Here is a 26,158-nt window from a genome sequence, read left to right as displayed (position 1 = left end):
CTCTAATTTTCTGATTTATTATATTGAATATTATATAATTTTGCGTATAATCCATTTTTTGCAAGAAGTTCTTCGTGTTTTCCTATCTCTTTAACTTCTCCTTTTTCCATAACAACTATTTTGTCAGCAGAAATTATTGTTGAAAGTCTATGAGCTATTACAAAAGTTGTTCTTCCTACCATTAATTTATCAAGTGCCTCTTGTACAAGTTTTTCTGATTCTGTATCAAGAGCTGATGTAGCCTCATCAAGTATCATTATAGCTGGATTTTGAATTAAAGCCCTAGCTATAGCGATTCTTTGTTTTTGTCCACCAGAAAGTAAAACTCCTCTTTCTCCAACTTCTGTATCAAATCCTTTTTCTAAATCTTTTATGAAATTATAAGCATTTGCCATTTTTGAAGCTTCCACTATCTCTTCAAACGATACTCCTTCTTTTCCAAAGCCAATATTATCGGCTATTGTTCCACTAAATAAAAATGTATCTTGAGGTACCATTCCAATATATTGTCTATATTGTTTTAAAGAATATTCTCTTACATCTATTCCATTTATTTCTATATTACCTTCTTCAATATCATAAAATCTTGGAAGAAGATTTACTATTGTAGTTTTTCCACTTCCACTACTTCCTACAAAAGCTACAACCTCACCTTTTTTTACAGAAAAACTTACATCTTTTAAAACTTTTGTTTCACTATTTGGATAAGTAAATCCTACATTTTTAAACTCTATGCTATTTACTTCACCGCTAAATTTTTTAGGTTCTTCTATAAAGCAATCCACTTCAGGTTTAATTTTAAATATTTCCATTACCCTATCACCAGATGGGATAATTTCATAAAGTTCACTGTTTCTTCTTATAAATCTCTTAAGTGGTTGTTGCATAAGTCCTGCTGCTGTTAAGAAAGAAATTAAATCTCCTGGTGTAAAATCTTTTAGATAAATTATTGCATAACCACCATAAGCAGCAATCATCACAAGCATTAAAGCTGTTAAAATCTCATTGATTGGAGATATTTTTGCTTTTATCTTAGCTGCTCTATAAATTTTTTGCATCTCTGTTTCTGTTACATCTTCATAATTTTCTATAATTTTATCAATTTTATTAAATCCCTTGATAACTTGAATCCCTGCTAAAGATTCTTGCATAAAAGCTGTTGCCTCTCCAATAGTATCTTGTCTTTCTTTACCGCTTCTTTTCATTTTTCTAGTGTATTTTTTTACCATTCCAAAAATTGCTGGTGCCACTATTAAAGCTATAAAAGAAAGTGTTATATCCAACTGAAACATTCTTATTAAAAATGCTGAAACAGCTATGATCTCTCTTACCATATCAAATAAAAGAAACCCTATTCTTCCAAGACTTGAGGAATCTCCAGAAAGTCTAGCCATTATATCTCCAAGCTTATTTTGAGTAAAAAAAGACATTGGAAGATGTTCTAAATGTTTAAATATATCTATCTTAACCTCTCTTCTTATTTTTTCACTTAGATAAACAGAGGTCGTTTCTGCATAATAGGCTGAAAGAGCTTTTATCATTGTAGTCAGAAATATTCCTCCACCTACAACTACCATCATCTTTCCATTTTTTGATATTAAGACATCATCAACCAAATATTTTGATAACCAAGCTGGTACCGCCCCCATAGCTGATGAAATGACTGATAAAAGTAAAGTTCCAAAAAGCCATTTTTTATATTTAAAACTATACTTTACAAAGCCCCCTAAAGCATCACTGCTATATATTTTCGCTATTTTATCCTTGAACATATTTTTTTCCTTTCAAAATGTAATCCCCATAATTTTTTGTTATCTCTCTACCGTAAAGTTTTTCTCTTATTTCTTTTATGTCATTTTTGATACTGTTTATATTTTCTAACATATATTTTATCTTCGATAAAATATTTTTTTCATTACAGTCTTTTCCAATAAGTTCTGGATAAACTTCTTTATTTTCTGTTAAGTTTGGCAAAGATATATATTTTAATCTTAATATATATTTACCTATTAAATAGTTTAATAAAGTCACTTTATAGACTACCACTGCAGGCAGTCCCATAATAGCAAGCTCTAAAGTAACTGTCCCTGAAGCTGCCACAGCTATTTTTGATTTTTTTACTACGTCTTCTAAACTTTCTTCAGAAATTTCTAAATTTTTATATTTTGTTAAATCATAACTTACCCATTTAAAAGTTTTCTTATCAGGTAGTTTCAATAGAAAGTTTTCTTCTTTATTATTTTCTACCAAATCAAGCATCACTGGTAAAAGTGATGTAACCTCTTGTTTTCTACTTCCGGGCAATAAAAGTATCTTATCTCCTTCAGTTTCTACAAGGGGATATTTTTCTATAAATGGGTTTCCGTAATAGACAACATCTATCCCATATTTTTTATAAAACTCCACTTCCCAAGGAAAAATTACCATAATATGGTCGGCAAGTCTTAATTTTTTTATTCTTCTTTTTCCCCAAATCCAAAGTTTTGGTGGAATATAATAATAAACTTCTACTTGTGGGAGCATCTCTTTTATAAGTTTTAGAAATTCTAAATTAAATCCTCCATAGTCAACAAGTATCACTTTTTCTATATTTTTTTCTCTGATAAATTCTATATACTCATAGGCTTTTTTCTTTAGAAAGCTATATTTTTTTAAAGCTTCTAAAAAACCCATTATTGCCAACTCTTTTATATCAAAAACAGATTCTACACCTAAAGCTTTACAATGCTCTCCTACTACTCCATAAAACTCTATATTTTTATCTATTTCCAACATATTTTTTATTAAATAAGAAAGATGTAAATCTCCAGATACCTCTCCAGTTGATACAAATATTTTCATAAATTTACCTCTAAATTTTATTTTATTCCCACAATAAATATATTGTGTTCATCTGCTAGTTTTATAGCTTCCTCTTGATCTGTAAATATCATTTTTTTAGCTTCCCCAACCACTCCACGAGCTTTTATTTTTACCAAAGTTTTTATAGTTTCTACTCCAATTGTAGGAATATCCACCCTAGCATCTTGTTGAGGTCTTGACATTTTTACTACTATACAACCTTCACCACCAAGTTCTCCTCCTCTTAGTATTGCTTTATCAGTTCCTTCCAAACCTTCCAAAGCTACCACAGAGGAATTTTTACATACAACAGTTTGACCAGCATCCACTTCACTTAAAGCTTTTGCTGCCTCTTTTCCTATTTTTATTGTGACTAAATCCTCTTCACTTGGCATAGATTTTGTATAACATTTTTTTTCAAACATTATTTTTTTTAGAAAGAAATTTTGTGGGATAACAGAAATTCCATTTAATTTAAAAAATGCTATAACTCCAAAAAGGAGAGTTTCATCTTTTTTATCTGGAAGATTATCAAGAATTTTCTCTCCGAATTTGTCAAATTTTACATTTTTAAAAACATACTCTTTTTCTACTTTTCCGAGCATAATAACTTTTTTAATATTGGATTTGATAAAATATTTTGTAATCTCTCCTACCTGACCAATATTAAAACTTTTATAATTTTTATGAGCTTTTATCTCGCTGACTACTGTATCAAAAAGACCTATTGGAAAAAATTCTATATTTTTATCTTTTTCTATCTCTTTCATAATTGAATAGGGAAGTTTCCCATTTCCAACTATTACTCCCACTTTTTCCATTATTTTGCAATCCCCCGTTTACTTTGAGATATAAAGTTTACAAGATTCATTACATTTTTACTTTCACTATATGTTTCTTCAAGCTGTGCTAAAGCTTCTTTTAAAGGTAGACCTTTTCTAAATAAAACTTTGTAAGCTCTTTTTAAATCTAAAAGTTCTTCGTCTGTAAATCCTCTTCTTCTTAATCCTATATTATTAAGTCCCACTGGAATTGCTTTATTTCCATCAGCTAAAATAAATGGACATATATCTTGTGTAACTGCTGAAGCTCCTCCGATCATTGCGTGATCTCCAATTTTACAAAATTGATGAACACCTGTCAGTCCTCCAACTATTACCCAGTTTCCTATCTCTACGTGACCTGCTAATGTTGCAGCATTTGAAAAAATACAATTATCTCCAATTATTACATCATGTGCCACATGAACATAAGCCATTAAAAGATTATTATTTCCTATTCTTGTTTCCCATTTGTCATCTGTTCCTCTATGAATAGTTACAAATTCTCTAATTGTATTATTATTTCCTATTATAGTTTTTGTAGGCTCTCCCTTATACTTTAAATCTTGAGAAGCTTTTCCTATAGAAGCAAATGAATAAATAGTATTATTTTCTCCTATCTCTGTTATTCCTTCAATAACTATATGAGATTGTAAAGTTGTATTATTTCCTATTTTTACATCTTTTCCTATTATGCAAAAAGGACCTATTTTTACATTTTCGCCTATAACTGCTCCCTCTTCTATTATTGATGTACTGTGTATTTCAGTCACATTAACTCCCCCATTCTAAGTTATTTATCCATTATGCTAAAAGTAAATTTTACCTCTGTAACTACTTTCCCGTCTACTTTAGCTACACCTTCTGCTTTTATAATATTTCTTCTTTGTTTTATAATTTGTGCTTCATATATTAATTGGTCTCCTGGTTTTACTGGAGCTTTAAATTTTACTTCATCAAGAGCTGCGAAGTAAGGAACTTTATCTTTTCCGTCATCTCCAGCTAATTCAAAAACTAAAACTCCTAAAGCTTGTGCTATTCCTTCAACTATTAAAACTCCTGGAAGAATAGGATGTCCTGGAAAATGACCTTGGAAACAAGCTTCATTTATTGTTATATTTTTTAATCCTATTACTTTATTATTTTCTCTATCGATATCTACTATTCTATCTACTAACAAAAAAGGATATCTGTGTGGGATTCTTTCCATTATTTCATTAACTGTTAACATTTATTAACCTCCGAGTTTTTTCTATACTATATTATACTATATTGTATATTTTTTTTGTAGATTTTTTCTTCGTTTCTTAAAATATTTTTTCAAATTATAAATTTTTTATCAAATTTGCAAACTCTATATCAAGAGCATGTCCAGCTTTTATTGCTATTATATGCCCCTTTATAGGTCTATTTAAAACTTTCAAATCTCCTATGATATCTAACATTTTATGTCTAACAAATTCATCTTCATATCTTAATCCATCTGGATTTAATACTCCATCTTTTTTAATAACGATTGCATTTTCTAAAGTTCCACCTAAAGCCAGATTATTTTTCTTTAAATACTCTATCTCGTAATCAAATCCAAAAGTTCTTGCAAAAGATATCTCTTTTTTATAATTCTCTAAATTAATCTCAGTTTCTAACATTTGAGATTTTAAAAATGTATGGTCAAACTTTATTGTATAAGTTAATTTATATCCATCATAAGGAAGAGCGATTACATATTTATCTCCTTTAGCAAGATAAACTGGCTCTTTTATTTCTATCTCTTTTACATCTTCATCTAGCTCTTTTATTCCCACTTTTTCTATCTCTTCAATAAAAGTATGAGAACTTCCATCACAAATAGGTAGTTCATTGTCACTTAATTCTACAACTAAATCTGTTATTTCTAAAATATATAGAGCTGATAAAAAATGTTCTATTGTATAAACTGCTGCTCCAAATTCATTTTTTAAATTTGTTCCTCTTGTTAAATCAAAAGTATTATCAATGTGAAGAGCTATTTCATTTTTTCCCTCTTCTAAATCTGTTCTTCTAAATATTATTCCACCTTTTTCAGCTGGAATTAGATGAAGTTTTATATTTTTTCCTTTATGAAGACCTATCCCCTCATAAAAAATCTCTTGATTTATAGTTTTTCTTTTCATCAATTTCCTCCTATTTTTTTAGAAATTTACCTGCTAATATCAATGCTATATCTTTTGTACCATCAACAAATTGTACACTTACTTTCTTTTCGTTTATTCCTACTACTTTTCCAAGTCCATATTTTACATGAGTAACCTTGTCCCCTATATTATATGGTAATTTCTTCATATTTTCAATTGATTGTTTTAATTCTTTTGTATTTGCAAAAGTATTTAAAGATTTTTTAGCTATTTTATCATAAATTTTATCTTCTACACTTTTCTCTTTAATTGTGTGAGTATTTTCTTCTTTTTCTATAAGATCTGGAGAAATTTCATTTATAAATCTTGACGGAGTTCTCCAATCCTCTCTTCCATAAACATATCTTGAAGATGCGAAAGATATAAATAATCTTTCCTCAGCTCTTGTTATTCCTACATAACAGATTCTTCTTTCCTCTTCCAATTGATCTTGATCTATTATTACTTTCATTGTGTTAGGAAAAACTTCATCTTCCATTCCAACTAAAAATACTACTGGAAACTCTAAACCTTTAGAATTATGGATTGTCATTAATTTTACATACTCTTTTTGCTCATCTAAATCATCAGTGGCACTAACTAAAGAAACATTTTCTAAATATTCTCTTAAAGTTAAATTTTCAACAATTTTTTCTAGTTCCACTATAGAAGTTCTTAACTCTTCTACGTTCTCTATTCTAGACTCATAATCTTCATAATTTGTTTCTAAATATTTTTTATATTCTGTCATCTCCAGTAAATCATTAAAAAGTTCTGACACTGGAAGTTCTTGACTTTCCTCTATAAGAGTATCGATTATTTTAGTAAACTCTTTTATTTTTTCAACTGTTGTTTTTCCTATTCCTTCAACACTTTCTATATTTTTAAGTCCTTCATAGTAAGTGATATTATTTTCATTAGCATAGTTTCTAATTTTTTCAACAGTTTTATCACCTATTTTTCTTTTAGGAACATTTATTATTCTGTCAAGGTTTATTCCGTCCATTTGGTTATTTACAACAGATAAATATCCTAAAATATCTTTTATCTCAGCTCTTTGATAGAATTGCATTCCACCGAAAATTTTATATGGAATATTTTCTCTTAAAAATCCCTCTTCAAAAAGTCTTGATTGAGCATTAGTTCTATAAAGGATTGTAAAATCATTATATCTTTTTCCAGATTTTTTAAGTTTTTGAATTTGCTCAATTACAAAATTTACTTCCTCTCTTCCATTGTCACAGTGTTTTAAAAGTATTAAATCTCCTGTAGCTTTTCTTGTCCATAGATTTTTTTCTTTAGAAGTTTTATTGTTTTTTATAACAGAGTTTGCTGCCTCTAAAATTACTTTTGTAGAACGGTAGTTTTCCTCTAGTTTTATAACTGTGGCATCTTTATAATCTTTTTCGAAATCTAAGATATTTTTTATATTCGCTCCTCTAAATCCATATATACTTTGGTTTTCATCTCCAACAACACAAATATTTTTATATTTTTGAGCTATTTTATTTACAATTTGATATTGAATATTGTTTGTATCTTGATATTCGTCCACCATTATATATCTGAATTTTTCTTGAACTTTTGTAAGGATTTCTTCATTATCCAAAAGTTTATTTGTATTTACTAAAATATCAGAAAAATCCATTCCATTATTATTTTTTAATTCTTGATTATATCTTACAAAAACTTCATAAACAATTTTTGCATTTCCATCATATTTATTTCCTGCTAAATATTCATCTGGAGAGATTCCGTCCTCTTTGTTACGAGAGATTATTGAAGCAATTCTTCCCTCTGTTAAATCTTTATCTTTTACTACCAGTTGCTTAAGAATAGGTTTTATTATTCTTTTTTGATCATCAGTATCATAAATTGTAAAATTGGGATTATATCCTATTTTTGAGCTATAAATTCTTAAAAGTCTTAATCCAAAAGAGTGGAAAGTTGACAGCATAACTTTTTTTCCATCTTCTCCTATAAGATTTTCAACTCTCTCTTTCATCTCTTTGGCAGCTTTATTTGTAAAAGTAACTGCTAATATAGAGTAAGGAGAAATCCCTCTCTCCAATATCATATGAGCAATTCTATAAGTTATTGTTCTAGTTTTTCCAGAACCTGCTCCTGCTAAAATTAAAAGTGGTCCATCTATTTTTTCTCCAGCTTTTCTTTGCTGTTCATTTAACTGATCAAGTATGCTTTTCATTTCCTCTCCTTTTTAATCTAATAACGAATCTATATGAATCATAACTTCTTTCACTTCTTTAAAATCTGTCATTATTGACTCTTCCAAATTATCTGCAAGGCTGTGTGACGCATAAACTGTCATATTTTTATCAACTCTTATATGCAAACTCAAAAATATTTTATCCCCAGAACGTCTCATATATATATCGTGAACATTTTTTATATCTGTATTATGATAAATATAATCTTCTATCTCTTGAATAAAATCTTCCTCTTGTCTATCAAGAATTATATCTGAAACTTCAAATATTGTACTTATTCCCTCTTTTAAAATAAGTCCTGCAACTACAATACTAACTATTATATCAAAAATTGGAGACACATAGATTGAAAGTAAAATCCCTATAACTACTCCACTAGAAGATAATACATCACTTTTACTATCTCTTGCATCAGCTATTAATGCTGTATTTTTTGTAGCCTTTCCTATTTTCATTTTATAAAAATACATTCCATATTTTACAACGATAGATATCATTGCAAGATATATTGTTGAAAAATTTGGAATAGCTGTATAATCTTTATTTAAAAGTTTTATCACAGCATCTTTTCCAAGCTCAACCCCTGTTATAACAACAAAAATTCCAACCATTATTCCTATTATACTTTCTATTTTTTCATGACCGTAAGGGTGGTCTTCATCTTCTGGCATATTACTGAAATGTATCCCTAAAAGAATAGCTGTTGAACTTGCCACATCTGATAGTGAGTTAAATCCGTCAGCTAATAAAGCATTTGATTTTCCTTTTATTCCACCAAAAATCTTTATAACTGCCAAAAATATATTTAAAAATATTGAGCTTATAACTACTGCAAAGCCATCTTTTTTCCTTTTAGAATCCTCATATATATCAAGGACTATTTTTCCATCTTTTTCTTTAAATCTATATTTTTTCAAAAAAGATATAACTGTTTGTTCTCCACCTACATATTCAATCTCTCTTTTTCCATTCTTTTTGCTATGATTTATAAAAAAGTTAATAAGTTTAGTTCCAGCTGATTTATATCTATCTTCTTTTCTTATAAAGATATTTTCTATCTTATATTTTTTATCCTCTTTCCAAGCAGAAATATATCCGATAGTTTCTTTATCCTCTTCCAATATTATACATTCAGCTTCATTTAATTTTGGAAGAAGTTTTTCCATTCTTTTAAAAGTATTTGTATATTTTTTTATTTCTTCTCCATATAAAACTTTATACATTTTTACTCCTCCATAGTTATAAAAAAAAGGAGAAGTCTCCCTCTCCTCGATATACATATCAAAACCGTAAAAATGACTTTGAATCTACACCCGCAAACATACCTTAGTGCTGCTTCCTTCCAGACCTGACACGGTTCGATATCTTTACGCCATAAACCTCCATCACTCTCACGGCTTTAGTATTATATCACACATATTTTATTCAGTCAATAAAATATTCTATTTTTTCTTATTTTGAGATGCTTTTTCTATTCTTTTTATAGCTATTTCTCTCGCTTTTAAATATTGTTCTTGAGATATACATTGTTGAGCTTCGTACTGAGCTCTTATTTTATCCTTTAAAATATCAGCTTCAATATCTCCTATTTCATCAATTAAGTCATAAACTTTATCCCAGTTTTTTTCTATTCCAGCTAAAATATATTTATTTATCTCCAACTCTTTGCTCTTTTTATCAAGTAAAAGATAGTTACATTTATTTCTTGAGTTATTTATTATATCTTTAGCTTTTAGTATATTTTCTTTTGTTACTCCCACTTTGGCAAAATCTTCTTCTGTTATCATTCCTAAATTTTCACTATTAGTATCTCCAAAAGATAAAGTTCCAAAAAGGATAGTAAATATTAGTATGTATTTCTTTAACATCTATTTTGCCTCCACTAAGATTGCATATTTAATACAAAATACTCATCTGTTTTTATTTCTGATTTATCGTGATTTGAGTTGACATTAAAATAATTGTCTATTGAATCATTGAAGTCTCTTTCTCTTGGAGCTTCTGCAACTCTTGATATTGTATATTCACCGATATTTTTTTCTAAAGTTTTTGACTCTGTACTTGGAATAAGATTATAAACAGAACCTGCAAATATTCCAACAACAAATACAGACATAGTCAGATAAGATTTCTTTTTATTTTTTTCTTTTTCTTCTTTTAATAATGTCTTATATACATTTAATCTAACTCTTTCCTTTGGCGTCATCACTTGTCCTCCTCTAAACTCTTCAAAGCTTTATAATAAATAGATTTTATAGTCGATATATTTCTTCCTTTTAAATCTGAAATTTCACGCAACTTATAACCATATACATCTTTCAACAACAATATTTCTCTTTCCTCTTTACTCAACTTTTTAAGATTTTCTTGAATTATCATAGGACTATTCAGATCACTATTATCTTCTATATTTAAAATCTCTTCATTTAATTCTAAATCAATTTTCTTTTTCCTGAAGAAATCATAAGTTTTGTTGATAGCAATCCTATATATCCAAGTATAAATCTTACTGTCAGCTCGAAACTTAGATAAATTTTTATAAACACTCACGAATACTTCTTGAGCTATATCTTCCGCGTCTTCTGCATTTTTTACTGAGCCTAGGATTTTATAATAAATACGATCGAAATATTCATCATATATTTCATCAAAATCCATCTCTCTCCCCCTATATTAATTTTTAATCCCATCCAGTGCCGATTTGAAATTCAATTCTACACCTTCTTCCTTCTATATTTATTGTTTTGTCTTCATTCATTATAACTCTTCTGACTGTTTCATAGTCTTGCATTACGCTACCTGAGTCATCTTCATCATCAAAAGAGTGTCTTGAAAATAAGAGAGATAATCTATATTTTTCTTCTTCAATATATCTAAACCAATATTTTCCTTCTTTTACGTAATATTTAACTCCAGGTCTTATTTTTACATTATCGAGGTATACATGTTTTGTATATTGAGGGTCATAATTAACTTGAAAGACATATCTGCCCTCTATTTTTTCCATAGCTATCTCATTGTTATAATCTTTTGGCAAAAGAGAATCCAAAGCTTTACAGCCACTGAGACTAGTTACAATTAATATTAATAATACTAAAATCCCTGCCTTCGCTTTCATAATTATACTCCTAAAAATTGATTTACTCTTTTGACTTATTTTTTTTTATTTTAGTTTAAAATTTTACAAAATTTCCTCTAACATTTTTCTAAGTTCTGGGATAATTTCTTCCTCTTTAACTTTTTTTACAATCTCTCCTTTTTTAAATAAAAGTCCCTCTCCTTTTCCACCAGCAACTCCAATGTCTGCTTCTTTAGCTTCTCCAGGTCCATTTACAACACAACCCATAACAGCTATTTTTATATTTTTTTCTATATTTCCAAACTCTTTTTCAACTTTTTTAGCAAGTCCAATTAAATCTATTTGAGTTCTTCCACAAGTAGGACAAGAAACTATCTCTACTCCCTCTCTTAATCCTAAAACTTTTAAAATTTCTTTTGCCACTTTTATCTCTTCAACTGGATTTTCTGTTAATGAAACTCTTATTGTATTTCCAATTCCGTCAACTAAAAGACTTCCTATTCCAATAGCTGATTTTACTGTTCCTTGAAATTCTGTTCCAGCTTCTGTAACCCCTAAATGTAATGGATAATCAACAAGCTCTGATATTTTTCTATAAGCATCAACCATCATTTTTACATTACTAGCTTTTAGTGAGATTATAATATTATTAAATCCATATTTTTCCAAAAGATTAACGTGGTACATAGCACTTTCTACCATTCCATCAGCAGTTACTCTTCCATATTTTTCTAATATTTTTTTTTCAACAGAACCACTATTTACTCCAATTCTTATAGGAACATTTGATTCTTTTGCTTTTTCTACCACAAGTCTTACCTTTTCATCATCACCTATATTTCCAGGATTTATTCTAAGTTTGTCTATTCCATTTTCCATAGCTTTTAAAGCTAACTTATAATCAAAATGTATATCTGCCACAAGTGGAATATTTATTTGCTTTTTTATCTCTTTTATAGCTTCTGCTGCTTTTTCTGTGTTTACTGTAACTCTTACTAATTCACAACCAGCTTTTTCTAATTCTTTTATTTGAGCCACTGTTTTTTCTACATCTTCAGTAGGAGTATTTGTCATAGACTGAATAATAATAGGATTTTCTCCGCCAATATATAAATTACCTATTTTTATCTCTCTTGTTTTTCTCATAATTAAAGCACCTCTATATTTTATTTAGATTTTATAAAGATATTTTATCACATAACATGATATTATTCAAAAATTTATAGTTTTTTCTCTTTGACATATTTTTGACACATTGTACCGATATAATAAAGCCATCATAATATTTTCCCCATTAGTTATACTAATAAAAAGAAGCTATTCCCCCAGAAAGTAGCTTCTTTTTTATTTTATAACATTTTTTTGATACTTTTTTATTGTGACACAGTTTTGACACATTTATTTAGTACAATTCAAATATCATAATATTTCCCCATTAATTATATGGATGAAAAGGAAGCTATCCCCCCAAAAATAGCTTCTTTTTTATTTTTTTGTAATATTTATTTAATAATATTTTTTCTAATTTTTTATTTTTGACATATTAGTGACATATAACATCTCTATAATAAACGTATCATAATATTTTCCCCATTAGTTATACTAATGAAAAAAAGAAGCTATCCCCCCAGAAAATAGCTTCTTTTTTATTTACATTTTTTTATAATTCTAGTTTTAAATCTCCATCTTTTATTAAATTTTTCTTTCTCATTATATGAGCAAAGAAAAGTGTTAATATTGCTGGTAGTACAATATGTAAAAGTAAAATTGTAAGATAAAGATTTGTTCCCCCTCTTCCAATCTCTTCCATTGTACCAACTGTAGCGATTTGTCCAACTAAACCACAAGTTCCCATTCCTGAGCCAATAGGACTATTTTCCATTTTAAATATTATTGTAGCCACTGGTCCAAGTACCGCAGAAGCAAGTGTAGGTGGAATCCAAATTTTCCAGTTTCTAATTATATTTCCCATTTGAAGCATTGATGTTCCAAGTCCTTGAGCTGCAAGTCCACCAAATCCATTTTCTTTAAAACTCATCACGGCAAATCCAACCATTTGACAACAACAACCAACTGTAGCTGCTCCCCCTGCAAGTCCACTTAGTCCAAGCATCATACAAATAGCTGCACTACTTATAGGTAAAGTTAAAGCTATTCCCATAAGAACTGAGATACAAATTCCCATATAGAATGGTTGTAAATCTGTTGCTACCATTATAACTTTACCAAAAGATGACATTACTCTTGCAACTGTTGGTCCTATTAATTCTCCCGCTAACATTCCTGTTAAAATTGTAAGTACTGGAGTTAAAATTATATCTATTTTTGTTTCTTTAGATATTAATTTTCCTATTTCTACTCCAACTATTGTCCCAAAAAAAGCTCCAACTGGTCCACCAACTTTATTTCCAAAAGCTCCTGTTATTGTAGAAGCAAACAAAACTAGTCCTGGTGCTTTTAAACCATATGCTATTGAAACTCCTATTGCTGGTCCTGTCATTTGCATAGCAAGTGGTGATACAACTTCAACTAAATAACTAATATTTAATTTTGTTCCCACTGTTTTTAAAATAGTTCCCACAAGTAGCGATGAAAAAAGTCCCATTGCCATATTACTCATTGCAACTATCAAATACCTTTCTGTACTAAAGATAACATCTTTTTTTCTTAAAAATTCTCTTACTCCCATTTTTTCTCCTTTTTTCTGTCTTGTCAGATGTATATGCTAATTGTTATTATATATTTTTTTATAAACTTTTGCAAATTCTTTTTAATTTTATTAATTTTTTTAAACTTTTTTTATAAAAGATATGTCTTATTAAAAAAGGTATCCTCTTTTTTTATATCAATATTGCTTTTTGGGAGGTAATTTATGAAAAAATTTTTAGTTGTTTTAGCACTTGCAAGTATCGCTTTTGTTGGATGTACAAGAACTGAAAAACATATAGCTACTGGAGCAGCTGTCGGAGCTGTGGCTGGTCATATAATAGGAGGAGATACGGGTACTCTTGTTGGAGCTGGACTTGGAGCTGGAGCTGGAGCTATTGCTGCAGAAAGAAATAAATAGAGTTTTTGTTTTTAGTTAAAATTTAAAAAGTTATTATAAAAGAAATAGAGAAAGTTTTTTAGGCTTTCTCTATTTTTGTTTTATCTTTTTAAATATTTCATTGGATTTACAGGTTTACCATTTTTTCTAACTTCAAAATGTAAATGTGGTCCTGTTACTCTTCCAGTCATTCCACTTTGTCCCAAAGATTGACCTTGGCTTACTTTTTGACCTTTTTTTACATCAATTCTATTAAGATGGGCATATCTAGTTTCATATCCATCTGAGTGTTTTATTTTTATTAATTTTCCATATCCTCCAGCAACTCCCACAAAAGTAACTACTCCACTTCTTGAAGCTGTTACAGGAACATAGCTAGCTACCATATCTACACCAGAATGTAAAATATATCTTTTTAATACTGGGTGAAATCTATTTCCATAAGGACTAGTAATCCCTTTATAATTTACTGGCATTGTAAAAGTTCTTACTGAAGAAGATATATTTTTTAAGTTAGGATCTTTTAAAAATAACTCTTGCCCTACTTTTAAAGTATCTGATGTTAAATTATTATATTCTTTTATAACATCTATTTTTACTTTATATTTTGTTGAAATTCTAGAAAGACTATCTCCATTTTTAACTTTGTAATAAATACCATTTATTGTTGGTATTAACAATTCTTCTCCTATTTGAAGAGTAGTACCAATTTTAGGATTATTAGCTTTTATAATATTTATACTTTGAGAAAATTCTTTTGAAATCTTATCTAAAGAATCTCCAGCTTTTACTTCATAAATTCTTTTTTCTAAAGCTACTTTTGGTGCAGTAGTCGTTTCTGGTTTTATTTCAGGCTCTTTTATCTCTTCACCTAAAATTTTAGAAACTTGTTCTTCTGTAATTTCTACTGGCTTATCTTTTAAATTATAATTTTTCTTTATTGTATAATAGTTTTTGCTTAAAACAACAAATACATCTTCTAAATCTTTTTTATCTTCGCTTTCACTTTGATAAAATTCAGTAAATTTTGATGTATCTACAACTTCTCTGTTAAAAGGTTTTAGAAAGGTATTTATAATAATCATATTTATTATTAGAAAAACTCCTAAAATTATAACAATCTCTTTATTTCTTTTTACCATTACATATTGCTTTATATTCTTTTTTCTTAATTTATTAAGTTCTTCTAAATTAAAAGCCATTTGACTAAAATCTCCTTTCTAACTCTTTTCCACAGAACTCATATATTTTTCTATCATTTCATCATTACTTTTTGTACTTTTTATCTCATTTATCAAATATTTTGTAGCTGAAGCTTTATCAAGTCCTGCCAAATATCTTCTAAAATCCCAAATTACTGATAATTTTTTCTTATCAATAAGTAGTTCTTCTTTTCTTGTTCCTGATTTTTGAATATCTATTGCAGGATATATTCTAAGCTCAGCTAAACTTCTATCAAGATGGATTTCCATATTTCCAGTTCCTTTAAATTCTTCATAAATAATATCGTCCATCTTACTTCCTGTATCAACCAAGGCTGTTGCAATTATTGTTAAACTTCCACCATTTTTTATATTTCTAGCTGTTCCAAAGAAATTTTTAGGATAATATAGAGCACTTGGATCAATTCCCCCTGATATAAGTTTTCCACTTGATGGAATAACTATGTTGTAAGCTCTTGCAAGCCTTGTTAAAGAGTCCATAAGTATTACAACATCTTCACCATTTTCAACTTTTACCTTAGCTCTCTCTATAATTTCTTCTGTTACTTTTGTGTGATTTTTCGGATCTTCGTCAAAAGTTGAATAATAAACTTCCGCTCCCTTAACATTTTCCCTTATATCTGTTACCTCTTCTGGTCTTTCATCTATCAGCAAAATCCAAACTTCTACATCTTTATGATTTTCGATTATAGAATTTGCTATTGTGCTTATAAGAATAGTTTTTCCAGCTTTTGGTGGTGCAACTATAAGTCCTCTTTGTCCTTTTCCAATAGGTGCAATAAGGTCTATTATTCTTCCAGAAATATTTTTTTGATTTGTTTCAAGTTTTAATTTTTGTGTTGGATAGTACGGAATCAAATCCTCAAAAGGTACTCTTGCCTCAGCTTTCTCTGTTGATTCATTATTTACAAATAAAACTTTTCTAAGAGCATAGTTTTTTTCATCATCTTTTGGTTTTCTGATAACTCCGATTACTATATCTTTTTGTCTTAACTTAAATCTTTTAATTTGTGAAAGAGAAATATAGATATCTTTTTTCCCTTCTACTGTTGTATCCCTTAAAAATCCGTATCCATCTCCCATTATATCCAAAGTCCCACTTGCTATTGTAAGATCATCTGAATTGGCAAAATGTTCCTCTAGCATTTTAATTATCTCATTTTTTTTCTTCCCAGAAACATTTTCTATCTCTAATTGTTTGCAGATTTCTAAAAGTTCCTTCAGTAGAAATTTTTCAAACTCCATATCACTCCTCCATTATTTTTATTTTACTAACTCACCATATAAAGTCCAAGTTTTACATTCAGTAATTTTTACATCTACAAAATGTCCCTCTAACTCTTTTTCACCCTTAAATAAAACTATTTTATTTGTAGAAGTTCTACTACTTAAAACTTCTTTATTTTTCTTACTTGGCCCTTCAACTAAAACTCTTTCGATTTTTCCTTCGTAAGTTTCACTTATTCCTTTTGAAATTTCTGTTTGAAGAGCAATTAATCTTTGAAGTCTATCGTGTTTTACTTCATCATCTATTTGTCCTTCCATAACAGCAGCTTTTGTTCCTTGTCTAATAGAATACATAAACATAAATGCTGTATCATATTTAGATTTTCTTACAACATCTAAAGTATCTTGGAAATCTTCCTCAGTTTCTTGAGGGAATCCTACTATTATATCTGTTGTAATAGCTATATCAGGTATTCTTGTTTTTATTTTTTCTATTAAATCTAAATATTTTTCCTTTGTGTAACCTCTGTTCATAAGTTTTAAAACTCTACTAGAACCAGATTGTAAAGGAATATGGATACTTCTTGCAATCTTAGGATTTTTTGCAATAACATCAATAACATCATCTGTAAAATCTCTTGGGTGAGGAGAAACAAATCTTATTAAGAAATCTCCCTCTATATCACAAAGATTTTGTAAAAGATTTGCAAAAGTTTCATTTTCGCTAAGCCCTCTTCCATAAGAATTTACATTTTGAGCTAAAAGCATAATTTCTTTATAACCTTTTTTTACAAATTCTTTTGCTTGCTCTACAATCTCAGCCATTGGCACATATCTTTCTCTTCCTCTTACATATGGAACTATACAATATGTACAGAAGTTATTACAACCATAACCGATAGAAATTGAGGCTGTGATTTTATTATCAAAATCTGCATCAATTCTTGGTGGTAATTCTTCTTCATATTCTGTTAAGATTACGTGTTTTACTTTTTTGTTGTGTTCTATCTCATCTAATGCCTCAGGAATTCTTCCAATATTTTGGTTTCCCATTATAATATCAATGTAAGGGAATTTTTCTAAAAGTTTTTTTCCTTGCTCTTGAGCAAAACAACCTGTAATTATTATTTTTGTTCCTCTAGCATCTCTAGCTCTTTTCAGATCTCCAAGCTTTCCATATATTTGTGTTGCAGCTCCCTCTCTTACAGTACAAGTATTTAAGAATACTACATCACTTTCATCTATATTATCAGTTATATCATAGTCTAAGTTTTCCATTATTTTTCTTATTTTTGCACTTTCATTAACATTCATTTGGCAACCATAAGTTATAACAGTAGCGTTTTTTTTCATCAGTCCTCCACATTTTTTTAGTATCTTGAGAATTATAACACGATTTCTCTTTTTTTTCAATATTTCTATTTACTTAAATATCTCTCCTGCCTCTAGATACCAAAGCAATAAATCCATTCTATCCATTGTAATTCCCACTTCTTTGCAATAATTTTTCATCTTGTCCTCTATCTCTAAATAGATTTTTTTGGATAAAGTTTTTGGTACTTCTGGTATCACTTGAAGTCTTACAAGATTTTTTAGAATATGTCTATCAAGGATTGCTACCTCTTGTCCAAATCCAACATTTCTTAAAAAATGTCCAGCCTCTTTCCAAGACATTCCTTTTATATTTTCAACTATCCAATTTCTTCTTTCTGGAACAGTAGGAATGCTTTCAAAAAAATCTTTAGTTATAATTTTTCCATCTTTTGTCATTTGGTTTCTAAGTTCAACTAGATATTTTGCCTTATTATTTTTAAATCTCACTATGTTTAAATATTCTGATAAAGTTTCTGCATCAGCACTAAATAAAACATTATCATTTCTCATATTTGTAATAGCTTTCCAAGCATTTCGAGCTTTTGATTGAGGAGTTAATATACAAAAAGATAGTTCTGCATGAATATCTTCATTTGTTCCCTCTTCCCAAACTTTTTTATACTCTTCAAGTCTTTTATCAATATCATCTTTTATTTCAAAATATTTTTTTTCTATTTCATAAAAATATTCATTTTTCATAAATTTACTCCTTTTATTTTCTAAAATCTTTTTTCTACCCAATCAACAATATAATTTACAAGCTCTTTTTCTTTTTTTATATATTTATGGGTTGTTTTTTCTATAACTATTCCTGTAAAATCATCAGTAGACTTTGCATAACTTTTTATTTTTTCTATATCTTTTTGTGGAGTTTCCACTATTACATTATCTCTTTCGGCTAAAAACATAATTATTGGTTTATCAATTTTTGAAAAATATCCAAATTCTTCTGGACTTTCTACAAGGGGAAATATATCCAAAATCCCATCTCTTCTATATGAATAAAATGTTCTTGAACTAATGGGAAATATATCTAACATTTTATGCTCCATTATTTTTTTAGAGTTTCCCTTCTCGATATTTTCCCAAGCCTCAGCAAACATCTCCTTTGATTTTTCCCATCTTCCTACAAGTCCAACTGTATCTGGCGGAGATATCATTATAACTCCCGCTATATTACTTAATCCTTTTTTAGACATATAATATAGATTTTTTAGCCAACCAAAACTATGTGAGGCTAGAATAATTTTTGAATATCCAAAACTTTTGGCAGTTTCAACCCACAAATCAACATCATAGATACTTTCACCAAATTTTTCAAAAGTTGATCCGATTATTTTATTGCTAAACTTTCCACTTTCTCTATCTTTTACTAATATTGTATTTATAACCCCATAACCTCTGTTATGTCCAAAAATAAATCCGTAACCTTTTTTTGAAAGTTCCTCTCCCATAAGTTCTACGAAATTATTTTCCAAAATATTATCATACATACCGTGAGTAAATACAATACACGCTTTTTCTTTTTTCCCCTCCCAGTAACAACCTACTAAGTTTAAACCATCTTTGGTATCTCTATGAATCAGTTCCATATTTCCTCCAAAATTTATTTTTTTATCCATTTATATAGACTGTATTTTTTGCTAAATTGCTAAAAAATTTTTTAATTTTTTTCAAAAAAAGAAAAATAGGATTTTTTCTAAAAATTTTTCTAAATAAAATCCTATTTTTATTTACATAATTATATTTTAATTTAAAAAACTTTAAGAATTACGTAATTTACTGAAAGAAATTAGAATAACAAGGATTTATCGAACGCTAAAAATCTCAACTGTTTGAGCGCTAGCGAGTTTTGAGATTTTAGAGAGATAAACCGTAGTTAATCAATTTCTTGAAGTATGAAGTAATTCAAAGTTTTTTATTTATAGATTAATATTTTGATAAATCAACTTCACCTTCAAAAGTTATCTCTGCTCCACCACGAAGTCTTACACTATTTTCTAATACATTTACAAACAGATCTCCACCTTCTGTTATGATTTTTGCCTCTTTATCTGTAAAACCTAATTTGTAAGATACAAGACCAGCTGAACAAGAACCAGTACCGCAAGCTAAAGTTCTTCCAGCACCTCTTTCCCAAGTAAATATTTTTATAGTTTTTCTATCCTCTACAACTATAAAGTTTACATTTGTTTTTCTTGGGAATAATGGGTGTTTTTCTATCTCTTTCCCAAATTTATTTATATCATATTGATTTTCATTATCCATAAAGATAACTGTATGAGGTACACCTAAAAATATTGTAGAGAATTTAACTTTTTCTCCAAAAACTTCCAACTCTTGATTAAAAGCATTTTCTCCCTCTACTTCCACAGGAATTTTTTTAGGCTCAAATATAGGATTACTTATTTCTATTTCAACTTGTTTTACCTTTCCATTTTCTGTTATAAGGTCAGCAGATTGAACTCCTGCTAAAGTTTCTATTTTCAGATTTTCTTTGTTTACTATTCCTTTTTCATAGACAAATTTTACAAAACATCTAAGTCCATTACCACACATTTCACCTTGTGAACCGTCACTGTTGTAGTAATACATTTTTACATCACAAGTTTCGCTTGGAAGAGCTACCATAAGCCCATCTCCTCCAACACCAAATCTTCTATCACATAGATTTTTTATTTTTGGAACTATTTCTTCCAAATTATATTCAAAACCATTTACTAATAAAAAATCATTTCCAGCCCCTTGCATTTTTGTAAATCTCATCTTATCTCCCCCTTTTTATTAGTCCAGATGTGAAGTATTAGAAAAATCCAAAATTTTAAATTGATTGTCTATATACTCTACTATTGTAAGACTTGTATTCTCTGGAACTTTTCTTTCTGAAAAAGTTTCCACTCCCTCGTTATTTATACAAGCAAATATTGCCTCTAAAGCAATTCCGTGAGAAACTACAAGAATTTTATCATCTTTTTTATGATTTGTCACTAAAAAATCTAAGCCTTTTTTTACTCTATCTATTACTCCTTGGAAATTTTCTCCCTTATATTCACTTGGATCATAATCTTTTCCATTGTACCAAAGATTATTAAATTGAACAGGGTATTTTCTTTCAAAATCATCTCTTGGAACTCCTTCCATCTCTCCCATATCAATCTCTCTAAAATTTTCTATCTCTCCCAAAGTAATATTTTTTCTATCCTCTGTAAGTATTCTTAAAGTTTCTTTGGCTCTCCCAAGTGGAGATGAATAAAAATAATCAAAATCTAACTGATTTAATCTATTTTTTAATTTTCTAGCTTGCTCTTTCCCAAGACTTGTTAAAGGAGAATCTTTTACCCCTTGAAATATTTTTTTTACATTCCATTCAGTTTCTCCGTGGCGTACAAAATATATTTTCACATTTCCTCCCTAGATTAAGAATAATAAAAGTGGTGCTACTAAAAAAGTAATTATCCCAGCTATTACTATTGATAAAGCACTCATAGCTCCCTCAATCTCTCCCATTTCAATAGCTTTTGCTGTTCCAACAGCGTGGCTTGATATTCCAATTCCTAAACCTTTTGCTACTGGGTGTTTTATTCCAAAATATTTACAGATAAATGGAGCGATAGCATTTCCAGTTATCCCAGTAATTATTATAGCGAAAATTGTTATTGCAGGAATTCCTCCAACCAAAGCACTTAACTCTATTCCAAGAGGTGTTGTGATTGATTTTGGCATAAAAGATTTAAGAAGAACTTCATCAATTCCCAAAGCTTTTCCTATAAATATTATCGATACAATAGCTGTCACTGCTCCTACTAAAGCTCCAACAATGATTGGGAAAAAATGTTCTCTCAATTTATCAACCTGTCTATAAAGAGGAAGTGCAAGAGCTATTGTGGCTGGTGCTAAGAAAAACGATAACATAACCCCACCTTTTTGATAATAACTTAGTGGAATATTAAATCCCTCCATCAAACTTATAACTATTATTCCACTTATAAGCAATGGATTAAATAATGGAAATTTTCCAGATTTTTCAAATATATAAAGCCCTATGTTAAAAGCCAAAATTGTTAGTATAAGCCCAAAAAGTGGACTGTTTAAAATTTCCATACTCATTATTTTTTCCCCTCTTTCATTCTAATTAAAAAGTCTACTGTTTTTCCTGTGACAACCATTGTGATAGCTGTTGTCACTACTAATAAAAATATAATTTTCAAAAATCCTACTCTTAACAAATCAAAGTTTTCTATCAAATCGATTATTGGAGGTAAAAACAGAAGTACCATTATCTTTATAAGAAAATCACATATATCTCCAATAGTTTTCTCTGTTAAAACTTTTGTGTATAGTAATATAAAAAGTATCATCATACCTATTATAGTTCCTGGTAAAGGTAGATGAAAAAACTTTTGGATAAGAATACCGACAAAATTAATAGACAATAAAATTAAAAGCTGAATAAACAAAATGTTGCCCCCTTTTTTAACTTTTTTAAAAAATACCTGTATATTATATTCCTTTAATTTTTTCAAGTCAAACATTATTTTTTTATTAAAAAAAGCTGTTGTAAATCATATATATTTTATGACACAACAGCCCATTTTTTATCTTATTTTTATTTTTAGAAATTGATTATTTCAGCAGACGCCTCATACCAAGGTCCTTCTTCATCTTCTCCATATTCTATAAAGAAGTTTACTTGCATCTCATCTAGTGTAAATCCTATTGCATTTTCTTCATCTACTTGAAATATCTCAATGCTATTAAAATTTGTATTTCCTAAAGCTTTTTCTACGCTAGGAGTTGTTTCAACAAGTTCTTCTAAATCCTCAGTTATTTCAAATCCTCTTTTTTTAAATTCTTCATCTATTTTTCTAACTAATTTTTCAACTTTTTTATCCATTCTATCCTCCAATTATATTTTTAAAAATCCCTTTAATTTTCTAAAGTTTTTTATTAAAAAAAGTATTACTTTTATTTTTTTTATCTCCCACGGAATTTTATCTATGGCTTTTTCCATTTGAATTTCAATCTCTTTATCTGTCATCTTCTCTCCAATTTTCTTATAAATAACCAAAAGTTTTTAAAACAAATATCCATACAAATAAAGTAAGTATTGATAAAAGAGTTGAAGAAACCACAAGTTCCGCTGCTAAATTTTCATCTCCTCCAATCTCTTTAACCATAATAAAAGATGATACTGCTCCTGGAGCTCCTGTTGCCCCTAAAATTCCAAGCAAATATTCATTAGTAAATCCAGCTTTTATTCCAATACTTACAGCTATCAATGGAAGAATTATAAGTTTTATTGTATTTGCTACCATACTAAGTTTAAGATTTTTTACAAGGCTGTCAAATTTTAAAGTTGCCCCTAAAACCACAAATGAAAGAGGTGTAGCCACTTGCCCAAGACTTACAATAGGATTTTTTATAAGTTTTGGAAGTTTTATATCAAGAAATACCACAATCAAAGCCAGGGTACTACAAATAATCAAAGGATTTTTTGCAATAGAGATTAAAACTTTCTTTACATTTACTTTTTTTGTAGCATACCCTTCCAAAAGACTTACCGCCATCATATTTGTAAGAGGAATTGCAGCAGCACTCACAAGTGACATCACTCCAAGACCCTTTTCTCCATATAAAGACATTGCCATAGGTATTCCAAAAAGTGCTAAGTTTGCTCTATAAGCTCCTTGTATCATAACTGGTATTTGATTTCTATCAGTCATAGTTTTTTCAAATAAAAAATAACAAAGCACAGTTATAGAAAATAAAGCTCCCCAGATAATTAAAACTAATTTTAAATTTCTTACATCAAGAACTGCTTTTATATCCATATTTGAGATATTTATAAAAAGTAGAGAACTCATAAATATTCTAAACACAAGTTTATTCATAACAGATAGGGACTGATCTGTTACCATTTTTTTCTTTCTCACATAAACCCCTATTGTCAACATAACAAAAATGGGAAATACAACATTTAGCGATACTAAAAGATTCTCTAACATAATATTTTCTCCTTAATTTACAATAAAAAAATATAGTGTAACATAAAAATGTTACACTATATATTATATACTATTTCTTTAATTTATGCTAGAATAATTTTCCTACTAAAACTTTCATTAAACCTGTAATTTCTAAGAAAGAGAATATGGCAACTATCCAAAGGATTAAGTTTACTTCTCTTGCTTTTCCTACAAACACTTTGATTAAAACATATGATACGAAACCAAATGCAAGTCCTATTGAGATACTATAAGCAAGTGGCATCATAGCAATTGTTAAGAAACAAGGGATAGCTGTTTCAAGATTTCTTAAATCTATGTCTAATAAGTTTTTAAACATAAATACTCCAACTATAACTAAAGCTGGTGCTGTTGCGTAAGCTGGTACGGCTCCGATTAATGGAGAGAAGAATAATGCTATAAAGAAACAAATTGCTGTTGTGATAGAAGTAAGTCCTGTTCTTCCTCCAGCTGCTATTCCTGATGCAGATTCAACAAATGTAGTAACTGTTGAAGTTCCAAGAAGTGAACCTATCATTGTTGATGCAGCGTCTACTTCTAATACTTTATCTATTTTTTCAACATTTCCATCTTTATCTATAAGCCCTGCTTCATTTGCACAAGCTAAGATTGTTCCTAAAGAATCAAATAAGTCAACAAATAGGAATGATAATATTGCTCCCATTAAAGCTGGTTTTAAAGCTCCTAATATATCAAGTTTGAAAGCTATTGGAGCTATGCTTGGTGGCATAGAGATTATTGTTTTTGGAGCTTCAATTTCTCCCATTAAAATTCCTAAAATAGTTGTGATTACTATTCCTAATAAGATTCCACCTTTAGTTTTTCTTACTTCTAGGAAAGCCATAACTACTAATCCTATAACTGAAATAGCCACTGGTTTTGTAAATGCTCCAAGTCCTACAAGTGTAGCTGGATTATCTACTATAAGTCCCATTGATTGCATTCCTAAAAACGCTATAAATAAACCAATTCCTGCTCCTGTTGCAAGTCTTAATTCCATAGGAATTGCAAGGATAAGAGCTTTTCTAACTCCAGTAACTGTTAAAATTACAAATATAATTCCTGATAAAAATACTACTCCAAGAGCTTGTTCCCAAGTTGCTCCCATACCTTTTACTAATGTAAAAGCAAAGAAAGCGTTAAGTCCCATTCCTGGTGCCATAGCAAATGGTGCATTTACCCAAAGACCTGTAAGTCCTGTACCAATTATAGCTGAAAGACAAGTAGCTGTGATTAATGCTCCTTGATCCATCTCAGTAGCTGATAAAATAGCTGGGTTAACAAAAACTATGTAAGCCATAGTTAAAAAAGTAGTGATACCTGCAATGATTTCTTGTCTTACTGTTGTGTTTTTTTCAGACAATTTAAAAAACTTTTCCATTGAATCCTCCCTAATAAAATAAAAAATATAAAAGAGCCTGAAAAAGCTTCAGGCCCTTATAATAAAATAAATTTGTTGCAGGCCATAGTATACAATTTACGGTTGTATGTAGAGACGCCTAACCATATTATAGGCTTATATAGTGCTTTAATAAATAAACTAAATTATTTTACATCATATCATAATATATTTTACTTTTTTTGTCAAGTAAAAGAAAAATAAGTTTTATCTTTTTTAACAAAATATTATACAGTATCTTTATTTTTTAAAAGAAAAAATACCAAAAGATTTTTCCTTTGGTATTTTAAGAAAGGCTATCAAAATAGATAGCCCCTTAATTTTTATAAATTTTGAATTAGCTATATTTTTACTCAATTGATTAGAAGAATTTTTTCATTGCTTCGTCTATCATTTTTGCACATGCTTCTACTTTTGGCATGTCTTCTGCTACTAATTCTGGTAATGGATTTCTTACGCTTCCGCAGTCAATTCCTTCTCTCATTTTTAAGATTGCTTTCATTACTGCGTATAAGTTTCCTTTACATCCACACATTGCATAGATTATTCTACATGCTTCATATTGGATTTCTCTTGCTTTTGCTATTTCTCCTGCTTTGAATAATCTTTCTATTTCTAAGTATAATTCTGGCATTACTCCGTATGTTCCACCGATTCCTCCGTCAGCTCCCATAGCTAGTCCTGATAATAATTGTTCGTCTGGACCGTTGAATACTACTCTGTCTGCTCCTAATTCATCTT

At 29.0% G+C, this 26,158-nt stretch carries 29 protein-coding genes, 1 other RNA gene and 1 riboswitch; of the genes, 1 reads left to right on the top strand and 29 read right to left on the bottom strand.

Annotation, left to right across the window (positions count from 1 at the left end; genetic code table 11):
• Nucleotides 1-2: 2 nt before the first annotated feature.
• The 15 genes from I6E15_RS04365 to I6E15_RS04295 form a co-directional block, all read right to left on the bottom strand.
• A complete protein-coding gene (locus tag I6E15_RS04365; protein ID WP_235245321.1) occupies nucleotides 3-1,772 on the bottom strand; it encodes an ABC transporter ATP-binding protein in 1,770 nt (589 codons plus the stop codon).
• Nucleotides 1,759-2,841 carry a lipid-A-disaccharide synthase gene (gene lpxB / locus I6E15_RS04360; protein WP_235245310.1) on the bottom strand — a complete coding sequence of 361 codons (1,083 nt, stop codon included), beginning with the start codon at nucleotides 2,839-2,841 and terminating at the stop codon, nucleotides 1,759-1,761. Before lpxB ends, I6E15_RS04365 begins: the two co-directional genes overlap by 14 nt.
• A 17-nt stretch (nucleotides 2,842-2,858) precedes the next feature.
• Nucleotides 2,859-3,662, bottom strand: coding sequence for an LpxI family protein (locus tag I6E15_RS04355; RefSeq protein WP_235245308.1), 804 nt, complete (start codon nucleotides 3,660-3,662; stop codon nucleotides 2,859-2,861).
• A complete protein-coding gene (gene lpxA / locus I6E15_RS04350; protein WP_177162148.1) occupies nucleotides 3,662-4,435 on the bottom strand; it encodes an acyl-ACP--UDP-N-acetylglucosamine O-acyltransferase in 774 nt (257 codons plus the stop codon). Before lpxA ends, I6E15_RS04355 begins: the two co-directional genes overlap by 1 nt.
• Nucleotides 4,436-4,455: 20 nt before the next feature.
• A complete protein-coding gene (fabZ, locus tag I6E15_RS04345) occupies nucleotides 4,456-4,893 on the bottom strand; it encodes a 3-hydroxyacyl-ACP dehydratase FabZ (RefSeq protein ID WP_235245289.1) in 438 nt (145 codons plus the stop codon).
• 94 nt (nucleotides 4,894-4,987) lie between these two features.
• A complete protein-coding gene (gene lpxC, locus I6E15_RS04340) occupies nucleotides 4,988-5,815 on the bottom strand; it encodes a UDP-3-O-acyl-N-acetylglucosamine deacetylase (RefSeq protein ID WP_235245257.1) in 828 nt (275 codons plus the stop codon).
• 10 nt (nucleotides 5,816-5,825) lie between these two features.
• Nucleotides 5,826-8,021 carry an ATP-dependent helicase gene (locus tag I6E15_RS04335; protein ID WP_235245255.1) on the bottom strand — a complete coding sequence of 732 codons (2,196 nt, stop codon included), beginning with the start codon at nucleotides 8,019-8,021 and terminating at the stop codon, nucleotides 5,826-5,828.
• Nucleotides 8,022-8,033: 12 nt separating this feature from the next.
• On the bottom strand, nucleotides 8,034-9,266 hold the full coding sequence (locus tag I6E15_RS04330) for a GNAT family N-acetyltransferase (RefSeq protein ID WP_235245253.1): 1,233 nt from the start codon (nucleotides 9,264-9,266) through the stop codon (nucleotides 8,034-8,036).
• A gap of 68 nt (nucleotides 9,267-9,334) precedes the next feature.
• Nucleotides 9,335-9,427: signal recognition particle sRNA small type (gene ffs, locus I6E15_RS04325), an RNA gene on the bottom strand.
• A 58-nt stretch (nucleotides 9,428-9,485) separates the two neighbouring features.
• Entirely contained in the window at nucleotides 9,486-9,911 is a 426-nt protein-coding gene (locus I6E15_RS04320) for a hypothetical protein (protein WP_177162143.1), read from the bottom strand.
• 14 nt (nucleotides 9,912-9,925) lie between these two features.
• Entirely contained in the window at nucleotides 9,926-10,249 is a 324-nt protein-coding gene (locus tag I6E15_RS04315) for a hypothetical protein (RefSeq protein WP_177162142.1), read from the bottom strand.
• A complete protein-coding gene (locus tag I6E15_RS04310) occupies nucleotides 10,249-10,701 on the bottom strand; it encodes an RNA polymerase sigma factor (RefSeq protein ID WP_235245202.1) in 453 nt (150 codons plus the stop codon). The genes I6E15_RS04315 and I6E15_RS04310 overlap by 1 nt, the downstream gene beginning before the upstream one ends.
• A 22-nt stretch (nucleotides 10,702-10,723) precedes the next feature.
• Nucleotides 10,724-11,161 carry a hypothetical protein gene (locus I6E15_RS04305; RefSeq protein ID WP_235245200.1) on the bottom strand — a complete coding sequence of 146 codons (438 nt, stop codon included), beginning with the start codon at nucleotides 11,159-11,161 and terminating at the stop codon, nucleotides 10,724-10,726.
• A 63-nt stretch (nucleotides 11,162-11,224) separates the two neighbouring features.
• Complete coding sequence (gene ispG / locus I6E15_RS04300; protein WP_320614814.1) at nucleotides 11,225-12,271, bottom strand: flavodoxin-dependent (E)-4-hydroxy-3-methylbut-2-enyl-diphosphate synthase; 1,047 nt, start codon at nucleotides 12,269-12,271, stop codon at nucleotides 11,225-11,227.
• Nucleotides 12,272-12,782: 511 nt separating this feature from the next.
• Nucleotides 12,783-13,811, bottom strand: a complete 1,029-nt coding sequence (locus I6E15_RS04295) for a PTS transporter subunit IIC (RefSeq protein WP_235245171.1) — start codon at nucleotides 13,809-13,811, stop codon at nucleotides 12,783-12,785.
• A gap of 183 nt (nucleotides 13,812-13,994) precedes the next feature.
• Between I6E15_RS04295 and I6E15_RS04290 the strand changes: the two genes are divergently transcribed.
• The gene (locus I6E15_RS04290) at nucleotides 13,995-14,189 is read left to right on the top strand and encodes a YMGG-like glycine zipper-containing protein (RefSeq protein ID WP_177162137.1); all 195 of its coding nucleotides are present in this window, start codon (nucleotides 13,995-13,997) and stop codon (nucleotides 14,187-14,189) included.
• 80 nt (nucleotides 14,190-14,269) lie between these two features.
• On the opposite strand, the gene I6E15_RS04285 is transcribed toward I6E15_RS04290, so the two are convergent.
• The 14 genes from I6E15_RS04285 to I6E15_RS04225 form a co-directional block, all read right to left on the bottom strand.
• Nucleotides 14,270-15,370 carry a peptidoglycan DD-metalloendopeptidase family protein gene (locus I6E15_RS04285; protein ID WP_235245155.1) on the bottom strand — a complete coding sequence of 367 codons (1,101 nt, stop codon included), beginning with the start codon at nucleotides 15,368-15,370 and terminating at the stop codon, nucleotides 14,270-14,272.
• Between the two features lie 18 nt (nucleotides 15,371-15,388).
• A complete protein-coding gene (gene rho, locus I6E15_RS04280) occupies nucleotides 15,389-16,636 on the bottom strand; it encodes a transcription termination factor Rho (RefSeq protein ID WP_235245146.1) in 1,248 nt (415 codons plus the stop codon).
• Nucleotides 16,637-16,654: 18 nt separating this feature from the next.
• Nucleotides 16,655-17,971: a tRNA (N6-isopentenyl adenosine(37)-C2)-methylthiotransferase MiaB gene (gene miaB, locus I6E15_RS04275; RefSeq protein WP_235245144.1), complete on the bottom strand. Its 1,317-nt coding sequence runs from the start codon at nucleotides 17,969-17,971 to the stop codon at nucleotides 16,655-16,657.
• A gap of 69 nt (nucleotides 17,972-18,040) precedes the next feature.
• Nucleotides 18,041-18,691: an N-glycosylase/DNA lyase gene (locus tag I6E15_RS04270; RefSeq protein ID WP_235245123.1), complete on the bottom strand. Its 651-nt coding sequence runs from the start codon at nucleotides 18,689-18,691 to the stop codon at nucleotides 18,041-18,043.
• 20 nt (nucleotides 18,692-18,711) lie between these two features.
• Nucleotides 18,712-19,584, bottom strand: coding sequence for an alpha/beta hydrolase (locus tag I6E15_RS04265; protein ID WP_235245121.1), 873 nt, complete (start codon nucleotides 19,582-19,584; stop codon nucleotides 18,712-18,714).
• Between the two features lie 337 nt (nucleotides 19,585-19,921).
• Complete coding sequence (dapF, locus tag I6E15_RS04260; protein ID WP_235245119.1) at nucleotides 19,922-20,758, bottom strand: diaminopimelate epimerase; 837 nt, start codon at nucleotides 20,756-20,758, stop codon at nucleotides 19,922-19,924.
• Between the two features lie 18 nt (nucleotides 20,759-20,776).
• Nucleotides 20,777-21,394: a histidine phosphatase family protein gene (locus I6E15_RS04255; RefSeq protein WP_235245014.1), complete on the bottom strand. Its 618-nt coding sequence runs from the start codon at nucleotides 21,392-21,394 to the stop codon at nucleotides 20,777-20,779.
• Between the two features lie 9 nt (nucleotides 21,395-21,403).
• On the bottom strand, nucleotides 21,404-22,099 hold the full coding sequence (locus I6E15_RS04250; RefSeq protein WP_235245005.1) for an LrgB family protein: 696 nt from the start codon (nucleotides 22,097-22,099) through the stop codon (nucleotides 21,404-21,406).
• On the bottom strand, nucleotides 22,099-22,449 hold the full coding sequence (locus tag I6E15_RS04245; protein WP_177160204.1) for a CidA/LrgA family protein: 351 nt from the start codon (nucleotides 22,447-22,449) through the stop codon (nucleotides 22,099-22,101). Before I6E15_RS04245 ends, I6E15_RS04250 begins: the two co-directional genes overlap by 1 nt.
• A gap of 155 nt (nucleotides 22,450-22,604) precedes the next feature.
• Nucleotides 22,605-22,886 (bottom strand): hypothetical protein, encoded by a 282-nt coding sequence (locus I6E15_RS04240; RefSeq protein WP_177160203.1) that lies wholly within the window; start codon nucleotides 22,884-22,886, stop codon nucleotides 22,605-22,607.
• Nucleotides 22,887-22,898: 12 nt separating this feature from the next.
• Nucleotides 22,899-23,030, bottom strand: coding sequence for a hypothetical protein (locus I6E15_RS10190; protein WP_268827922.1), 132 nt, complete (start codon nucleotides 23,028-23,030; stop codon nucleotides 22,899-22,901).
• A gap of 16 nt (nucleotides 23,031-23,046) precedes the next feature.
• On the bottom strand, nucleotides 23,047-23,997 hold the full coding sequence (locus tag I6E15_RS04235; RefSeq protein ID WP_235245003.1) for an AEC family transporter: 951 nt from the start codon (nucleotides 23,995-23,997) through the stop codon (nucleotides 23,047-23,049).
• An 88-nt stretch (nucleotides 23,998-24,085) separates the two neighbouring features.
• Nucleotides 24,086-25,399: an NCS2 family permease gene (locus I6E15_RS04230; protein WP_235244994.1), complete on the bottom strand. Its 1,314-nt coding sequence runs from the start codon at nucleotides 25,397-25,399 to the stop codon at nucleotides 24,086-24,088.
• A gap of 65 nt (nucleotides 25,400-25,464) precedes the next feature.
• Nucleotides 25,465-25,562: riboswitch (purine riboswitch) on the bottom strand.
• Between the two features lie 216 nt (nucleotides 25,563-25,778).
• A partial coding sequence (locus I6E15_RS04225) for a dihydrodipicolinate synthase family protein (protein ID WP_235244992.1) occupies nucleotides 25,779-26,158 on the bottom strand: 380 nt, incomplete at its 5' end.

Origin of the sequence: Fusobacterium perfoetens (assembly GCF_021531475.1) — a bacterium.
Lineage (GTDB): Bacteria > Fusobacteriota > Fusobacteriia > Fusobacteriales > Fusobacteriaceae > Fusobacterium_B.
Note: the sequence above shows the minus strand (reverse complement) of the source record. Positions and strands in the feature narration are given on the sequence as shown.

Bases quoted from the DNA above. Each gene is read 5' to 3' on its own strand.
- I6E15_RS10190 (WP_268827922.1), bottom strand. From the start codon at position 23,030: ATGACAGATAAAGAGATTGAAATTCAAATGGAAAAAGCCATAGATAAA.
- I6E15_RS04305 (WP_235245200.1), bottom strand. From the start codon at position 11,161: ATGAAAGCGAAGGCAGGGATTTTAGTATTATTAATATTAATTGTAACT.
- I6E15_RS04310 (WP_235245202.1), bottom strand. From the start codon at position 10,701: ATGGATTTTGATGAAATATATGATGAATATTTCGATCGTATTTATTAT.
- I6E15_RS04265 (WP_235245121.1), bottom strand. From the start codon at position 19,584: ATGGAACTGATTCATAGAGATACCAAAGATGGTTTAAACTTAGTAGGT.
- lpxC (WP_235245257.1), bottom strand. From the start codon at position 5,815: ATGAAAAGAAAAACTATAAATCAAGAGATTTTTTATGAGGGGATAGGT.
- I6E15_RS04250 (WP_235245005.1), bottom strand. From the start codon at position 22,099: ATGAGTATGGAAATTTTAAACAGTCCACTTTTTGGGCTTATACTAACA.
- I6E15_RS04315 (WP_177162142.1), bottom strand. From the start codon at position 10,249: ATGACGCCAAAGGAAAGAGTTAGATTAAATGTATATAAGACATTATTA.
- lpxB (WP_235245310.1), bottom strand. From the start codon at position 2,841: ATGAAAATATTTGTATCAACTGGAGAGGTATCTGGAGATTTACATCTT.
- I6E15_RS04365 (WP_235245321.1), bottom strand. From the start codon at position 1,772: ATGTTCAAGGATAAAATAGCGAAAATATATAGCAGTGATGCTTTAGGG.
- I6E15_RS04355 (WP_235245308.1), bottom strand. From the start codon at position 3,662: ATGGAAAAAGTGGGAGTAATAGTTGGAAATGGGAAACTTCCCTATTCA.
- I6E15_RS04240 (WP_177160203.1), bottom strand. From the start codon at position 22,886: ATGGATAAAAAAGTTGAAAAATTAGTTAGAAAAATAGATGAAGAATTT.
- I6E15_RS04295 (WP_235245171.1), bottom strand. From the start codon at position 13,811: ATGGGAGTAAGAGAATTTTTAAGAAAAAAAGATGTTATCTTTAGTACA.
- dapF (WP_235245119.1), bottom strand. From the start codon at position 20,758: ATGAGATTTACAAAAATGCAAGGGGCTGGAAATGATTTTTTATTAGTA.
- miaB (WP_235245144.1), bottom strand. From the start codon at position 17,971: ATGAAAAAAAACGCTACTGTTATAACTTATGGTTGCCAAATGAATGTT.
- I6E15_RS04230 (WP_235244994.1), bottom strand. From the start codon at position 25,399: ATGGAAAAGTTTTTTAAATTGTCTGAAAAAAACACAACAGTAAGACAA.
- I6E15_RS04330 (WP_235245253.1), bottom strand. From the start codon at position 9,266: ATGTATAAAGTTTTATATGGAGAAGAAATAAAAAAATATACAAATACT.
- I6E15_RS04335 (WP_235245255.1), bottom strand. From the start codon at position 8,021: ATGAAAAGCATACTTGATCAGTTAAATGAACAGCAAAGAAAAGCTGGA.
- I6E15_RS04235 (WP_235245003.1), bottom strand. From the start codon at position 23,997: ATGTTAGAGAATCTTTTAGTATCGCTAAATGTTGTATTTCCCATTTTT.
- I6E15_RS04270 (WP_235245123.1), bottom strand. From the start codon at position 18,691: ATGAAAAATGAATATTTTTATGAAATAGAAAAAAAATATTTTGAAATA.
- rho (WP_235245146.1), bottom strand. From the start codon at position 16,636: ATGGAGTTTGAAAAATTTCTACTGAAGGAACTTTTAGAAATCTGCAAA.
- fabZ (WP_235245289.1), bottom strand. From the start codon at position 4,893: ATGTTAACAGTTAATGAAATAATGGAAAGAATCCCACACAGATATCCT.
- I6E15_RS04285 (WP_235245155.1), bottom strand. From the start codon at position 15,370: ATGGCTTTTAATTTAGAAGAACTTAATAAATTAAGAAAAAAGAATATA.
- I6E15_RS04320 (WP_177162143.1), bottom strand. From the start codon at position 9,911: ATGTTAAAGAAATACATACTAATATTTACTATCCTTTTTGGAACTTTA.
- I6E15_RS04290 (WP_177162137.1), top strand. From the start codon at position 13,995: ATGAAAAAATTTTTAGTTGTTTTAGCACTTGCAAGTATCGCTTTTGTT.